Raw genomic sequence first — 15826 nt, forward strand, 5'->3', positions numbered from 1 at the left:
ATGAATAAAGCGCAATATTTTCATATCCGCTATGATAAGGGTAACAGAGAAGTATCTAAATATTTAGAAAAGGGGGAACGCCCACCTTGTAAAAGCGACCATTTATGTAACAATATATGGTTTTATTTTTTCCAACCTAGAACATTTATGTGCTACTAAAAGGAGTTAATTTCTTTACCTCACTTTGTAAGCGATTACAAAGTGAGGTAAGTACTAAATAATAAGGAGGATGAGGAAATATGAAAACCGTTAATAATTTATTTTTAATGATAGTCACGTTGGTTATGGTCATGACAGTGGTAGCTTGTGCATCAGGGACTGGAAGTGGACCTACAGAAAATGTAGATAATAAAAATAATGAGAAGAAGGCAGGAGAAGGTCAAACGGAACTTCGAATCGTATGGTGGGGGTCTCAAACAAGGCACGACCGTACGCTAAAAGCGATTGATTTATTTGAAGAAAAACATCCTGATATTTTGGTTACTCCTGAATTTACTGGGTGGGAAGGCTATTGGGAGCGCTTAGCAACACAAGCTGCGGGGAATAACCTTCCTGATCTTTTTCAAATGGATTTGCAATATTTGAATGAGTATGTGTCGAGGGATTTGTTAATTGATTTAGAACCTTTTGTTTCTGATGGAATCATAAACTTTGATGATGTGGATGAACTTTATTTGTCAGGTGGAAGAGTTGACGAACAATTATATGCTGTTAATTTAGGAGCCAATTCATTAGCGGTTGCTTATGACCCAGCAATGTTTAAGGAGGCTGGTATTCCTGAATTTGAACCAGGTTATAGTTGGGAAGATTTTATTAATGCAGCTTATAAGATTAAAGAAACCTTTGGAGAAGATACGTTTATGGCTGTCCCTAATATAGATTTACATGGCTTTAAGCACTATCTAAGACAGCATGACCTATGGCTTTACAATGAAAATAATACCGGATTAGGTTATGACGATGACCAATATTTCATTGATTATTTCACAAAGTGGAATGAACTCCTTGAAGAGGGGATAAGTCCAAGTGCGGACGTACTTATGGAAATCCAGGGACTTGAAGATGAGCTAATCGTTCATGAGATGTCACCCGTTTATTTTCCGCATAGTAACCAAATTGTTGGATTACAAAATGCTGCGGGGCGACCATTGAAACTAGCATTAATGCCTTCCACTTCTGGAAAAACAGAAGGACACTTTTTAAAACCGAGTCAATTTTTCTCGGTATCAAACCAATCCGATCAAGCCGAACAAGAGGCAGCAGCAAAATTCATTGATTTTATTACTAATGACTTAGAAGCGAATGAAATTTTAGCCGCTGAACGTGGAGTACCAATTTCGGAGGAAGTACGCAGCCATATCTACCCTCAACTTGGAGAATATGAGAAAATGCAGTTTGATTACATTGAACTTGTACAGGAACACTCCACACCAATTCATCCACCAGAGCCAGCCGGAGTAGGAGAAATCCAAGGAGCCTTTGAACGAGCAAAAGAGGAATTAGATTATGGAGTGATTACCGTTGAGGAATTTGCGAAGAAGTTTAGGGAAGAAGCGGAGGGGATTTTAGGGAATTAACGGGTACTTGTCTAAAAGCTAACGCTAATAGTATAGCGTTAGCTTTGTTTAATATAACTGGGAAGGTTTTATTTCATACATCTATCTACCAAATGATTTATAAAAGTTTTAATAGTCGATTTTGTGTATTCTCTTTTTATTATCTCTTAATAAATATAATTTTCTTACAATTACAATTGACAAATAAAACATTCTATAATATTATCTAGTTAAACTATTACGTAAACGTTTAACTGCCTTTCTAATAAAAGAAAGCGCTCTATAAAGAGGAGAGAACTAATGACAAGTATAAAAGATGTTGCAAAAGTAGCCAATGTATCTACTGCAACTGTTTCTCATGTTATTAATGGGACGAGGTATGTTTCCGAGAGTACTAAAATAAAAGTATTTCAGGCCATGAAAGAACTTGATTATAAACCAAATTTAGTTGCGAAAAGTCTACGGAGCCGTAAATCGATGATTATTGGATTAATTGTTCCAATGCAATACACTGATACATCAAATTTCTTTTTTATGTCTATTGCAAATGGGATAGAGACCATTGTTAAACAAAAAGGATACAACTTAATTTTGGGTAATTCTCATGAAGATATTAAAACAGAAATTGAACAAATAAAACTTTTTAATTCCCAATTGATTGATGGACTAATTATTGCGCCGACAGCTGAAAGTTACAATGAATATGAAAATCTTTTCAATGGAGATTATCCAGTAGTCTTTATCGATCGTAAACCACTTGAATATGCTGGAGATCTTGTTATGGCGAACAGTTACCAAGGGACATTAGAAGCGATTAACACTTTGATTGAAAAAAAGCATAAGAAAATAGGGTTTATAACTGGTCATTTAGGTATTTCAACAAGTGACGAGCGTTTATCAGCATATAAGTTTGCTTTTGAACAAAATGGATTATCTGTTGACCCACTGCTCATTAAAGAAGGGTCCTCCTGTTTTGATGATGGGTATAAAATAGCGAAAGAATTGATAACAGAGAGAGGGGCAAGTGCTTTATTTGTTGCAAATAATGTAATGACTATGGGCGCCTTAGGATTTATTAATGAAAGTAATTTAAAAGTGCCAGAGGATGTCGCTATCATTGGTTTTGATGATTATGATTGGATGAAAATTACATCACCACCATTATCAGTTGTCGAACAGCCAGCCTTTGAAATGGGTGAGCAAGCAGTACGTATCTTACTTGATAGAATAGAAAACAGTAAACCCAGTGAAGAGGAACAAATAATCTTACCTACAAAGTATATTTCGCGTAAATCGGTGTAAATTCTTTTTACATTGCTTTACTCCATGAAACGTAATCGTTTGCGTAATCGTTTACTATCTAATATCTGACGGGTATATACAAAAATATTGTCTAGGAGATGCTCATTTATGTCAAAGGTTTTATGTTTAGGAGAAATATTAATAGATTTTGTCCCTACTAGGAATGGTGAAAATTTAAAAGACGTAGGAGAGTTTAAAAAAGTTGCAGGGGGCGCCCCAGCAAATGTAAGTGCAGCTATAGCTAATCTTGGAGGCGATGCTTACTTTTTGGGTAAGGTAGGAGATGACGCTTTTGGTGACTATTTGACAGAGGTTTTATGTAGAAAAGGTGTAAATAAAAGCTATCTATTAAAAACAAATAAAGCCAATACAGCTCTTGCGTTTGTGTCATTGCAAGATAATGGAGAAAGAGATTTTATGTTTTATCGTCAACCGTCTGCAGATATGTTATTAGAAAAAAGTGATTTGAAAGAAGAATGGTTTGAAGATGCAGCTATTTTTCACTTTGGTTCAATTTCTCTGATTGATGACCCGGTTAGAGAGGCTACTATAGAAGCTATTAAATACGCGAAAAGTAAAAATACAATTATTAGTTTTGACCCAAATATAAGAATGGCTTTATGGAAGGATGAAAAATTAGCTAGAGAACAAATACTAGGCCATTTAGTAGATGCCCACATTTTAAAGCTAAGTGAAGAAGAATTATTCTTTCTCACTTTGATAAAAAATGAAAAAGAAGCTGTTGATTCATTAATGAAAGAGGCTATTAAACTCATCTTAATTACGAGAGGACAAGAGGGGTGTACTTATTATACAAAGAACCTGTCAGGAAGTGTCAAAGCAATATGTGTGAAGCCAGTGGATACGACTGGAGCAGGCGATGCCTTCGTGGGTGGATTGCTTTATAAACTTGCCCAAGAATTAAATGAAAAAAAGAAAATAGAAAGTATTATCGAAAATCAAGGATTATTAAATGAAATTCTCGCATTTGCGAATGTTTGTGGTGCCTTAACGACGATAAAAAGAGGTGCTATCTCAGCTCTACCAAGTATAGAAGAAGTTTCTTTACATTTGGAATATTAAAAATTAGGAGTGTTGATATTGTCTACAGTAAACAAAATTAGTAAAAAGGCAAACTATTATACAGAAAGGTATCGTCCGCAATTTCACTATAGTCCTCAAAAAAACTGGATGAATGACCCAAATGGAATGGTCTTTTATAGAGATGAATATCATCTCTTTTATCAATATCATCCAGAGGGGAGTGAGTGGGGACCTATGCATTGGGGGCACGCTATCAGTAAAAACATGGTTGATTGGGAGCATTATCCGATTGCCCTTGAGCCAGATGCTTTAGGGATGATATTTTCAGGTAGTGCTGTGGTTGATTGGAACGACACCACAGGGTTTTTTGGAGGGAAAGAAGGACTTGTAGCTGTTTTTACACACCACTCGAAAGAAGAAGTGCAATCTCAAAGCATTGCTTATAGCAACGATAAAGGTAGAACTTGGATAAAATATAATGGCAATCCGGTCATTCCGAATGAAGGGATTAAGGATTTTAGAGACCCCAAGGTTTTTTGGCATAACGAAACAAATGAGTGGAAGATGGTCATAGCAGCTGGCCAAAAAGTGATGCTATATAGCTCTCCAAATTTAAAAGAGTGGACTTACTTAAGTGATTTTGGCGCCAATGAAGGTGCTCATGGTGGAGTGTGGGAATGCCCTGACTTATTTCGATTACCTGTTGATGGAAATATTCATCAACAGAAATGGGTATTACAAGTAGATCTTGGAGATGGTGCCATAGCAGGTGGTTCGGGATCGCAATATTTTATTGGAGATTTTGATGGCACAACGTTCGTAAATGAAAATAAACCTAGTGAAACATTATGGGTCGACTATGGTAGAGACTTTTATGCAGCACAGTCCTTTTCAGACGTCCTTAAAGAGGATGGTAGACGAATTTGTATGGCTTGGATGAGTAATTGGAGATATGCCAATAAAGTACCTACAACTCCGTGGCGCAGTGCAATGTCCATACCGCGTGAAATGGAATTAAGACAAAACGACAACGGAAACATTAAACTATTTCAAAAGCCTATAACGGAATTACAGACATTGCGTCAAAGTAAGGTAAATATCAGTAATGAATTTGTCAATGGTGACAAGAATGTATTAGCTAACCAAGAAGAAGATGTTTTTGAAATTGTAGCAGAAATTGAAAACCTTTCAGCTGTTGAATTTGGGTTTAAGGTTAGAAAATCATCATTAAATAAAGAAGAAACAATTGTCGGTTATAATTTTAATAAAGAAGAGTTGTTCATTAATCGAGAAAATTCTGGAGAGAATTCATTTAGTGAGGAATTCAGTGGAAGACATGCCGTTAAATTGACGAGTAGCAAAGAAAGTATTAGATTACATCTGTTTATTGATAAATCTTCAGTTGAACTTTTTTTCAATGACGGTGAAGTTGTCATGACGGACTTGATTTTCCCTAAAGAGGATAGCAAGGAACTTGAATTGTACGTTATTGATGGAGAAGTTAAAGTTATCTCACTAGAGGTTTATTCTTTACGAAGTATTTGGAATGAACAGCGGTAATTTTATTGAAAGTAGAATACGAACTAATTAATAACTTATCTAGAATAAGGGGGGCAACATGAAACCAGTACTTAAGAAGACTGCGACGATCGGACAAACATCTCAGGTTTTTTCAGTTGTTGAACCTGATCCACAAAAAATAAAAAACAGGAGGCGTTGGAGTCAAATAAAGCAAAATTGGGAATTGTATTTATTTCTATTGCCCACGTTACTTTATTTTATCATTTTTCATTATGTCCCGATGTATGGGGTGCAAATAGCGTTTCGTGATTACTCACCAGGCTTTGGTATTAGTAGTAGTCCGTGGATGGGGTTGGAACACTTTATTCGCTTTTTTGAATCTTACCAATTCTGGAACTTGATTTATAATACATTTTCGCTGAGTGCTCTTCAATTACTGATTACATTTCCATTACCGATTGTTGTTGCCCTAATGCTAAATCAAGTGGTATTAAAACGGTATAAAAAATTTGTTCAAACAATTATCTATGCTCCACATTTTATTTCGGTAGTTGTATTAGTAGGGATGGTTTATGTATTCTTTTCAAGTAACGGTCTTATCAACAACTTTCTAGCCTTGGTTGGAATGGAAGAAATTCGATTTTTAATGGAATCTTCATGGTTCAAACCACTTTATGTAGGTTCAAGTGTATGGCAAGAAACGGGCTGGGCTGCCGTTATTTACTTAGCTGCACTTGCAGCTGTGAATCCTGAACTTCATGAAGCAGCCATTGTCGATGGTGCCAACAAATTGCAACGTATTATAAATGTTGATATTCCTGCTATTCTGCCTATTGCGATGATATTGCTCGTTTTATCTGTGGGGAATATTATGAATATTGGTTTTGAAAAGGCATATTTGTTACAGACGCCGCTTAATCAGCCTACAGCTGAAATTATTCCGACCTATGTGTATAAAGTCGGTTTACAGCAAGCTCAGTATAGTTTTGCAGCAGCAGTAGGATTATTTAATGCTGTTATCAATCTATTTTTATTGTGGTATGTAAATAGAGTAGCTAAACGCCTATCTGGTAGTGGCTTATGGTAAAAAGGGTGGTGAAGATATGAATCTATCAACAATACGACGTTCAAAAGAAGACAAAGTATTTGATGCAATAAATATAACGCTCCTGACTTTGATGTTATTGGCTATTCTCTATCCGTTGTATTTTATTGTGATTGCTTCTATTAGTAATCCAGACCGTATATTTGCCGGAGATGTTTGGCTCTATCCAATCGAAATTACATTTGAAGGGTATTCTAGAATTTTTCAGGACGGAAAAATTTGGATTGGTTATAAAAATACAGTAATCTACACAGTGGTTGGAACCATTTTAAATGTTTTCTTAACATTAACCGCTGCTTATGCTTTATCTAGGAAAGATTTCTATGGAAGAAATTTCTTCATGATTATGTTTGTTTTTACGATGTTTTTCTCAGGTGGATTAATTCCAACATATCTTGTTGTGCAGAACTTAGGTATGGTTAATACAATGTGGGCGATGATTATTCCAAAAGCAGTTGCGGTTTGGAACATTATCGTTGCGCGAACATTTTTTCAAGCATCCATTCCCGACGAAATGCTTGAGGCCGCAAAGGTAGATGGATGCTCAAACACAAAATTCTTTACGAAAATCGTTCTACCTTTATCAAAACCAGTTATTGCTGTGATGGTTCTCTTCTATGCCGTTGGTCATTGGAATTCGTATTTTGATGCGCTTGTCTATTTAAACAATGAAAGCCTCTACCCGCTTCAGCTCATTCTTCGAAATATCTTAATCCAAAATGAGGCAGCTGCTACAATGGTAAGTGACCTTGAGTCAGTAGCGGCACAGCAACGAATTGCGGACCTTATCAAATATGGTGTTATTATTGTTGGTAGCCTGCCGTTATTAATTGTGTACCCATTTATCCAAAAATACTTTGTACAAGGGGTCATGATTGGTGGGATTAAAGGTTAGTTAATCGACTCGTTTCGTTGAGTATAGTTTCATTATTAGTACAAGAAAGGGGACGTATGAGATGAGTATAGTAAATTCGAAGCTATATCAGTTGGTAGAAATGAGTGCTAACTTTTTTCTTCTAAATATTTTATGGGTCCTTTCTTGTTTACCTGTTATTACATTTTTCCCGGCAACGATTGCTATGTTTGGCGTAATAAGAGACTGGCATATGAAGAAAGATTCAGGGGTAATCAAACCATTTCTAAAGCACATAAAAACAAACGTTAAAAAAAGTATCTTTTTGACACTAGTTTGGATGCCGTTTTCAATCATTTTGTTATCTAATATAAAGTTGTTAGAACCCACAGAATCCATAGTAAGTTTACTTATGACATTATTAATAGGCATGATCTTACTCGTATTTATGTGTACAACACTTTATATTTTCCCAGTGGTCGTTCATTTTGAATTGCCAATGTGGCAACTTATTCGTAATGCTTTTTTCATTGCGACGAGTCATTGGAAATATACAGGGCTAGGTTTAGCGATTGTTATTATTATAGGATATTTTATGTACCAATATCCTATTCTCATGTTTTTTATTACAAGCCTAGTTAGTTATTTCATCTATGCTACATGCTATAAAGCGTTTAAACAGTTAGGTGCGGAATATTAGAAGGAAGCACATAACTCAAAACGAGTGTTCTTTAAAATGCATATAAACGTTTACGTAATCGTTTATATGAGTTATTCTATATCTGTAAGCGGTTACTTGGAGGGGGGGATGCCGAAAATAGCTTTTTTAATATCTCAAATAAATCAGTTTAATAGAAGGAGGATAATGAAATGACGAAAAAATTAGGATTCTACATCTTTTTAATAATGGTGATGATGGTGATAGGGGCTTGTTCAAAAGACACAGGGGGGAACGATGAACAACAATCAACTAACGATGAGCAAGCCAGTATTGAATTTAATAAAGATGGCTTACCCATTGTAGAAGAAAAAGTAACATTGAATTTTGTTTCTCCCAAAGCTCCACTAGCACCGGATTATAATGAAATGGAAATCATTCAATCATTAGAAGAAATGACGAACGTTCAGATTGAGTGGAACAATATCCCAGGAGAAGGCTATGAAGAAAGAAAGAATTTAATGTTAGCAAGTAACGAACTTCCCGATGCTTTTTATAACGCTGAATTTTCTGATCATGAAATTGTAAGATACGGAAAATCAGGACAAATTATTCCTTTGGAAGATTTAATTGAAGAGTATGCTCCAAATTTAAAAGCTATATTTGAGCAAAGACCTGAGCTGAAAAGTATGGTCACTGCACCTGATGGCCATATCTACTCTTTACCAAAAGCAGAAGAAATGGGATTGAGTGCTGTGCCGAACTTCACTTCTATCAACAAAGCTTGGTTAGATAAGTTAGGGCTTGAAATGCCAACAACGCTTGATGAATACGGAGATGTGTTACGTGCATTTAGAGATCAAGATCCGAACGGAACAGGAAAAGATGATGTTATACCATTAAGCTTTATGCATAACTTTTGGACTGGAAACTTTGGCGACATGTTCGCTGCATTTGGTGTACCTGACAACGTCGATCATTATATTGTTCGCGATGGTGAAGTTATTTTTACACCTATACAACCAGGGTACAAAGAAGCGATTGAATACTTCCATGGTTGGGTCGAAGAGGGGTTAATTGATGAGGAATCCTTCATCCAAGATGTTAGTCAATATTTTGCAAAAGGGAAGACTGAGCCTGCGACCCTTGGTTCTTATATATGGTGGGAAACTGAGGAGATTGTTGGCCCAGAACGTGCGAGCGATTATGTTCTACTTCCACCACTAGAAGGACCAAATGGCCATAAAATGGTAGGGCGATCTAATTACTCAGAATATGGGAGAGCAGCTTTTGTCATTACATCAGCTAACGAACATCCTGAGATTACGATGAGATGGGCAGACCAGCTCTATGATCCTAAAATGTCTGCACAAATTAGTTGGGGACCTATTGGTATTATTTATGAAGAAGATAAAGATGGGATGCTTGTAAACAAAGAATTAGAAGAAGGGGTAGCGATGGGAGAGCTCCGTCAAAAAGTAGCGCCAAGTGGCGGTCCGACAGTCGTATTAGCCGAGCATTTTGGGACAGTCGTTGAAATGGAGCCTCGTGCAAAACAACGGTTAAAAGATATTGAAGAAGTCTATGCTCCGTATTTAGTTGATGAGAATTACCCTCAAATATTTTTTAGTGAAGAAGAGCTTGATAGAATCAATCGTCTTAAAGTAGACATTATCGACTTTGTTAATCAAAAGCAAGCATACTGGTTGTTAAATGGTGGCGTTGAGGATGATTGGGACAGCTATCTTGAACAGCTAGAAAAGATGGGGCTTAATGAACTAATGGAAATTTATCAAGAAGGTTTAGACCGTTTTAACTCAAATTTATAAGGATACACAAAAATTAGCCGGAACCTATTTTCAAAGTTCCGGCTTTAATATTAATAATTGAAGCGAATAAGGAGGGTGACAACTGTGAGTGTAAGAAAATCTTTAACTAGCAAAGATCTGGTTGCTCATTGGTCTTTCGAAGAGACGGATGGAGCATATACATATGAAACTGTACAGAAAATCTATGACTCTATCGACTATGTACTTCATGAGGCAAGGTTTCAACCAAATCGAAGTCCTAAACGTCGAAAAGGGCTACAGGGAACAGCATTATGGTTCGATGGTTTTTCTACACATGTAAAACGTAGAAAGGATGCGTTTCACCTCCCAAATAAAGGTATGACGATTTCAATATGGGTAGCTCCCTACTCTTTTGGTGGAATAGAAGGTGAAGATGTAACTGCATTGATTAATCAACATAATCGTGAAAAGGAGCAAGGGTTCATTCTTGGAATTAAAAAACATGGTGACCTCACTTTTCAAGTTGGACTAACGAGTGGCTGGACAGAAATTCATAGTGATGTACGTCTGCCAAGAAATAAATGGACATATGTAGTTGCTACATATGAGGCTACGTGTGGATTATTAGAAATCTATTTAAACGGTGATCGTGTTGCTCATACAAATGTGGAGAAAGATAATCAGCTGGTTATTGCGGATGTGGATTTGTTGATAGGAAAACACAATCATCCCAAAATGATCGAGCAGACATTTTCTCTAGGCATGTTTAGTGGTCTTATGGATGAGGTTTGTATTTTTCAACGGGCTTTAACGGCGGAAGAAATACTTTATGAATATGTCTCATATTTGACTCCCTCTAATGGTGAAATCCCTTCAATTGAACTAGAAGATATTAACATCCATCGGGAGGACTTTATATTAGATGAACATCGACCTCAGTATCACTTGACTGCACCAGGACATTGGATGAATGAACCACATGCGCCATTATACTACAAAGGCAAATATCATCTTTTTTATCAGCATAATCCTCAAGGTCCATACTGGGGTAACATCCACTGGGGACATTGGGTGAGTGATGATTTAATTCATTGGAGGGACCTGCCTATTGCACTTTCCCCAGAAAGAGATTCTGTCGATCCGGATGGCGTTTGGTCTGGCTGTGCTCATTATGATAGGGATGGGGTGCCGGTGTTATTTTTCACAGCTGGGAACAACAACTATTTGCCAAATCAAATGATCGGCCTTGCAAGAAGCACAGTAAAGACTGACGGTGATTTAGATCTTAAAAATTGGGTGAAACATCCGGCCCCCATTTTATTTCAGCCTGAGGGGTTTAACTTAGACGATGATGGCTTCCGCGATCCGTTTGTCTGGAAAGAAGGGGAAACATGGTATCAACTTGTTGGTTCGGGTATAAATGGGTGTGGTGGAACAGCGTTGCTTTTTGAATCAGATAATTTAATTAATTGGGAATATAGAGGTCCTCTTTATCTAAGCGATTATAAAGAATACCCTTATTTAGGTAGAGTGTGGGAGCTCCCTATTCTTCTGCCTCTTGGTAAGGATAGAAAAGGAAATGAGAAACATATTTTCATTATTAGCCCTGTGGGGGATGATGCCGATGTGGAAGTTTTCTACTGGATAGGGAAATGGGATCGTAAAAATAGACGATTTCTACCAGAGCAAGAAAAACCACAACTCTTTGATTTAGGAGATTTTCATTTTACGGGTCCTAGTGCAATGCTTGATCCAAAGTCAGGAAGAATCATTTTATTTACCATTGCTCAAGGTGAGCGACCTATTGAATATGAATACGCATCAGGCTGGGCGCATAACGGTGGTCTGCCAATCGAATTATACTTATCAGAGGATGGCCGTTTAAAGTTTAAGCCAATTGATGAAGTAAAAGAGCTTCGGAAGAGAAAGCTACTTGATTTGTCCAATGTAACGATTGCTGAAGCAAATCAATTACTAAAAGGTATTTATGGGGATATGCTCGAAATTGAGGTAGTGTTTCAGCCATATGAGCAGGAATGCTATGGACTGTTTATTCGTCAAACTGCTGATCATACCGAGGAAACACTACTTTATTATGATGGATTTACAAAAGGAATGTTTGTTGATCGAACAAAGACAACACTTGATAAAAAGGAAAAAACATCAGGGATACAAGGTGGGTTTATTGGTCTAAACGAGGGTGAACCTTTAAAACTACGAGTCTTTGTAGATAAATCAATGGTTGAAGCCTATATCAACGACATCAAAAGTTTAACAACACGTGTCTACCCAACGAAAATAGACGCGAAAGGAATATCATTAATGGGATCAAATGAAATAATAGTAGAATCTATTAAAGTATGGGACCAAAAACATATCTTTAGATAATAAAAATGACCAATCATCACAATATACTATTCGCACAAATTAATATTATAAAAAAGTAATGGGGGGAGAAGATATGTATAAGCTAAAGACTCAAGATTTAGTGGAACTTTACATTAAAGCAAAAAAATTCAATTTGGAAAAAGAATTTATTGAAATGATTGAAAGTGAATTGATAAATAGAGGCGTATTCAGTAAGGTTTTTTGATTCGTAATCGTTTGCGTAATCTATTAATAGATTTTATTTAAATTAGAGTATAGGGGAATATATATGAATTTTAGTGTAGGTCGAAAACTATTTCTAGCGTTCGCATTTATTGTTGTTGTAATAATAACTCTTAGTATAATCAATTCGATGAATATGAAAAGTATTAACAGCAAGTCCCACGAAATTGTAAGCACATGGATACCAGCTGTTAAAAGTCTTGGAGATATCAAATATAATGTGCAAAGGGTTGTTACAAACGAATTGTTTCATTCGGCTTCAAATACAGTAGATAGTAAGAAGGTATTTGAAGATGAACTTATTAAATCAATAGAAAACTTAGAAGTTGCTTTTACAAACTACGAGAATTTAATCTCCATGGAGGAAGAAGTAGTTCTTTTTGAACAACTTAAAAAGGATTGGAATTGGTACTTAAAGATCCATGTTCATACTATCGAAGCGAGCAATGCCAATGACAGTGTTAAAGCGCGGGATTTAATAAGGAGTGGGAGTAGCCAATTAAGTATCGTAGAGGAGACATTAAACGAGTTAATAGAAGTTAGTGAGGAAGCAGCTTATCTTGCAAGAATGGATGGAGAAAGGATATTTAAGACGGCTACTACTATATCTGTTGTATTTTTAGTGTTGGCAATTATGTCCTCAATATTAATTGGGGTGTTGCTAACAAGAAAGATTTCAAAACCACTAGTAAATATGGCAAATAATGCGAAGCTCCTTGCAGATGGCAATTTGGTCGTACAAGAAATTAAATCGAATAATCATGATGAACTAGGTGATTTAGCGAAAAATTTTAATGTAATGACAGATAATCTTAGAATGCTAATTTCTTCTGTAGCGAAGCATTCAGAGATTGTCTCAAATACCTCTACTGAGTTAACGGAAAATGTTGAAGGGACATCAAAAGTAATAGAGGGGATTGCAGTATCTATTCAAGAGGTAGCAGTAGGGTCGGATAATCAGGTCGCTCATTTATTTGAAGCGAATCAATTAACTGAAAATATTTCAAATGAAATGAAAAAAGCTGCCATCTCGATTAAACAGGTAACAGATATAGCTTTTCAATCATCGGAAAACGCGAAGATTGGAAATGAGGTTGTGAAAGAAACTATCAAACAAATGAACTTTGTGCAAAATAAGGTCAATACAACGTCCGTTGTTGTAAATGAACTAGGTGAAAAATCAAACAATATTGGGAGTATCGTCACTTTAATAACAGATGTGGCTTCACAGACGAATCTACTTGCTCTAAATGCTGCCATTGAAGCAAAACGAGCAGGAATACATGGGCGTGGTTTTTCGGTAGTTGCAGATGAGGTACGCAAGCTTGCTGATACATCAACGCAAGCAGCAAAAAAAATCGAGATAATTTTAGAAGAAATTCAATTAGAGATTAAAAGTGCTATCGTAACAATGAATGAAGGTGCATTAGCACTAGATGAAGGAATTATTAGAATAGGAGATACAGGAGATTCTTTCCAGGGAATTGTAGGGATGGTAGATGTAGTAGCGTTTCAGTCACGAGAAGTCTCGCATATAGTAGAGCAGGTTAGAGAGAGTTCTTTAATCATGGTTAATAAGATAAATGAGGTATCAAATATATCAAAACAAACAGACGAAAGTACACAGCTTGTTGCTGCTTCTATAGAGGAACAGCATGCTCAAATGGAAGAAATTGCGTCGTCAGCTAACGAATTAAGCAATATGGGATTAGTGCTAAAAAGGGCTATAAATAAATTTACAATATGAAACATTAACCGGCTTACTTCTGATATTTTAGGTTAGGTAAGCCGGTGAGATGCAAATTAAATATAGACCTATTGAAGATAGGAAAGTTTCTCTCGAATAAAAAATAAAATATTAAATTTATTAAAAATTATTCTATAAGTTTATTAAACGTTTTTATTAAATACCTAAGAATACATGAAAAGGCTATAAGTCTAGTAAAAATTAATTAAATAATTAAGGAAGAAGCAATTAAAATATAATATTGATATAATTGCTACCATTTTAACTAAGTATTGACAGTAATTAAAAAGTGTAATACAATCATAATCAATCAAGCGCAGTCATAATCAATCAATTTTAAATAGGTTTTTATTTTATTTTATTAATGAAAGCGATATCACTACTGTTTAATTTTAATTAGAGAGAAAACGATTAAAAACAGTCAAGTTGAAATGATAAGGGAGGTGATGCTAAAAGTTAGGTGTGTGTCATAATACGCATTGTGAAATTTCTACGTAATGGTTAGTGACATTTGTGTAATCGTTTGCGCAACTGTTTACGTAATCGTTTACGTAACAACAAAAAAATAGGGGGATTCAAAATGAAAAAGAATATGAAATTTATGGCTATGTTGGTTTTACTTTTAGTAATGTCTTTGATGACAGCGTGTGGTGGGGGAGGAAGCGAGTCTTCTGGTGAAGTCGCTCCTGAAGAATCTAATAATACCAACGAATCAGCAACTGAGAAAGAACAGCTTAAAATTGGTCTAACTGTTCCAACTTTAGGTAATCCTTTCTTCGTTTCAATGTCAAAGGGAGCTGAAGAAGTTTCCTCTATGTACGATGCAGAAGTTATTACTGTAAGTGCAGAGCATGATCTTGCAAAACAAACTGCACAGATTGAAGATTTCATCACAAGAAAAGTTGATTTAATTCTATTAAGCCCATTTGATTCGGCTGGTATTGCTGGTGCAGTAGCTCAAGCTAGAGCAGCTGGAATCCCTGTCGTAGCTCTTGACGGATTTGCTGAAGGTGGAATTAACACGGTAGTTATGTCTGATAACGTTCAAGCAGGTAGACTTGCAGCTGAACATTTAGTGGAACGACTTGAAGGAAAAGGTAACATTGTTATTATTGATGGCCCTCCAGTTTCCGCTGTGACAGACCGAATTAAAGGTTTTAATGAAGTGATTAGTGAATACCCAGAAATTAGTGTGATTGCAAACCAAAACGGTGAAGGTAGCCGTGAAAAAGCTCTTACTGTAATGGAAAGTATCTTAACTGCTAACCAGCAAATCGATGCAGTCTTTACGATTAATGATGAAGAAGCTGTTGGTGTTCAAATTGCTCAAGAGCAAGCTGGACGTCTAGATGAATTCTTTATTGTATCTGTTGATGGTGCACCAAGTGCAGTAGATTTATTAAAAGCGGGTGGTAGCTTTGCAGGAACAGCTGCTCAGTTCCCTAACTCCATGGTTATTGATGGTGTTGCATTAGCACTTAAACTTATTGATGGTGAGGAAGTACCCGAGGAAGTCCTAATTCCTACTCAATTTATTACCCAAGAGAATGTTGATTCCTATGAAGGCTGGTAAACCTTTTTCCCGTTTAGTTGATTTATAAAATATATGGCGTTCTCTTAAAGGGCGCCATATATTTTCA

At 36.1% G+C, this 15826-nt stretch carries 12 protein-coding genes; all 12 read left to right on the top strand.

Translation table 11 applies throughout. From position 1 onward, the window contains the following. Nucleotides 1–239 precede the first annotated feature (239 nt). The 12 genes from CEF19_RS15455 (at nucleotide 240) to CEF19_RS15510 (ending at nucleotide 15759) form a co-directional block, all read left to right on the top strand. Complete coding sequence (locus CEF19_RS15455) at nucleotides 240–1577, top strand: ABC transporter substrate-binding protein (RefSeq protein ID WP_100406877.1); 1338 nt, start codon at nucleotides 240–242, stop codon at nucleotides 1575–1577. A 279-nt stretch (nucleotides 1578–1856) separates the two neighbouring features. Next, on the top strand, nucleotides 1857–2858 hold the full coding sequence (locus CEF19_RS15460; protein ID WP_100406878.1) for a LacI family DNA-binding transcriptional regulator: 1002 nt from the start codon (nucleotides 1857–1859) through the stop codon (nucleotides 2856–2858). A gap of 108 nt (nucleotides 2859–2966) precedes the next feature. Next, the gene (locus CEF19_RS15465) at nucleotides 2967–3941 is read left to right on the top strand and encodes a PfkB family carbohydrate kinase (RefSeq protein ID WP_100406879.1); all 975 of its coding nucleotides are present in this window, start codon (nucleotides 2967–2969) and stop codon (nucleotides 3939–3941) included. Nucleotides 3942–3959: 18 nt separating this feature from the next. Beyond that, complete coding sequence (locus CEF19_RS15470) at nucleotides 3960–5462, top strand: glycoside hydrolase family 32 protein (protein ID WP_100406880.1); 1503 nt, start codon at nucleotides 3960–3962, stop codon at nucleotides 5460–5462. A 58-nt stretch (nucleotides 5463–5520) separates the two neighbouring features. Next, nucleotides 5521–6510: an ABC transporter permease gene (locus CEF19_RS15475; protein WP_100406881.1), complete on the top strand. Its 990-nt coding sequence runs from the start codon at nucleotides 5521–5523 to the stop codon at nucleotides 6508–6510. A 16-nt stretch (nucleotides 6511–6526) separates the two neighbouring features. Next, entirely contained in the window at nucleotides 6527–7423 is an 897-nt protein-coding gene (locus tag CEF19_RS15480) for a carbohydrate ABC transporter permease (protein ID WP_100406882.1), read from the top strand. Nucleotides 7424–7484: 61 nt separating this feature from the next. Next, nucleotides 7485–8081, top strand: a complete 597-nt coding sequence (locus CEF19_RS15485; protein ID WP_100406883.1) for a YesL family protein — start codon at nucleotides 7485–7487, stop codon at nucleotides 8079–8081. Between the two features lie 170 nt (nucleotides 8082–8251). Further along, complete coding sequence (locus CEF19_RS15490; protein WP_100406884.1) at nucleotides 8252–9868, top strand: ABC transporter substrate-binding protein; 1617 nt, start codon at nucleotides 8252–8254, stop codon at nucleotides 9866–9868. A gap of 84 nt (nucleotides 9869–9952) precedes the next feature. Continuing rightward, complete coding sequence (locus CEF19_RS15495) at nucleotides 9953–12217, top strand: GH32 C-terminal domain-containing protein (RefSeq protein WP_100406885.1); 2265 nt, start codon at nucleotides 9953–9955, stop codon at nucleotides 12215–12217. Nucleotides 12218–12290: 73 nt separating this feature from the next. Then, on the top strand, nucleotides 12291–12422 hold the full coding sequence (gene sda / locus CEF19_RS15500) for a sporulation histidine kinase inhibitor Sda (protein ID WP_100406886.1): 132 nt from the start codon (nucleotides 12291–12293) through the stop codon (nucleotides 12420–12422). A gap of 63 nt (nucleotides 12423–12485) precedes the next feature. Next, nucleotides 12486–14186, top strand: coding sequence for a methyl-accepting chemotaxis protein (locus tag CEF19_RS15505; protein WP_100406887.1), 1701 nt, complete (start codon nucleotides 12486–12488; stop codon nucleotides 14184–14186). 580 nt (nucleotides 14187–14766) lie between these two features. Then, entirely contained in the window at nucleotides 14767–15759 is a 993-nt protein-coding gene (locus CEF19_RS15510) for an ABC transporter substrate-binding protein (RefSeq protein ID WP_100406888.1), read from the top strand. Nucleotides 15760–15826: the final 67 nt, after the last annotated feature.

It is taken from the genome of Bacillus solitudinis (genome assembly GCF_002797395.1).
Taxonomy (GTDB): domain Bacteria; phylum Bacillota; class Bacilli; order Bacillales; family Bacillaceae_D; genus Halalkalibacter_A; species Halalkalibacter_A solitudinis.

Excerpts from the sequence above, each read along its gene's own strand:
- CEF19_RS15460 (WP_100406878.1), top strand. The coding sequence starts at position 1,857 with ATGACAAGTATAAAAGATGTTGCAAAAGTAGCCAATGTATCTACTGCA.
- CEF19_RS15480 (WP_100406882.1), top strand. The coding sequence starts at position 6,527 with ATGAATCTATCAACAATACGACGTTCAAAAGAAGACAAAGTATTTGAT.
- CEF19_RS15490 (WP_100406884.1), top strand. The coding sequence starts at position 8,252 with ATGACGAAAAAATTAGGATTCTACATCTTTTTAATAATGGTGATGATG.
- CEF19_RS15455 (WP_100406877.1), top strand. The coding sequence starts at position 240 with ATGAAAACCGTTAATAATTTATTTTTAATGATAGTCACGTTGGTTATG.
- CEF19_RS15475 (WP_100406881.1), top strand. The coding sequence starts at position 5,521 with ATGAAACCAGTACTTAAGAAGACTGCGACGATCGGACAAACATCTCAG.
- CEF19_RS15510 (WP_100406888.1), top strand. The coding sequence starts at position 14,767 with ATGAAAAAGAATATGAAATTTATGGCTATGTTGGTTTTACTTTTAGTA.
- sda (WP_100406886.1), top strand. The coding sequence starts at position 12,291 with ATGTATAAGCTAAAGACTCAAGATTTAGTGGAACTTTACATTAAAGCA.
- CEF19_RS15485 (WP_100406883.1), top strand. The coding sequence starts at position 7,485 with ATGAGTATAGTAAATTCGAAGCTATATCAGTTGGTAGAAATGAGTGCT.
- CEF19_RS15505 (WP_100406887.1), top strand. The coding sequence starts at position 12,486 with ATGAATTTTAGTGTAGGTCGAAAACTATTTCTAGCGTTCGCATTTATT.
- CEF19_RS15465 (WP_100406879.1), top strand. The coding sequence starts at position 2,967 with ATGTCAAAGGTTTTATGTTTAGGAGAAATATTAATAGATTTTGTCCCT.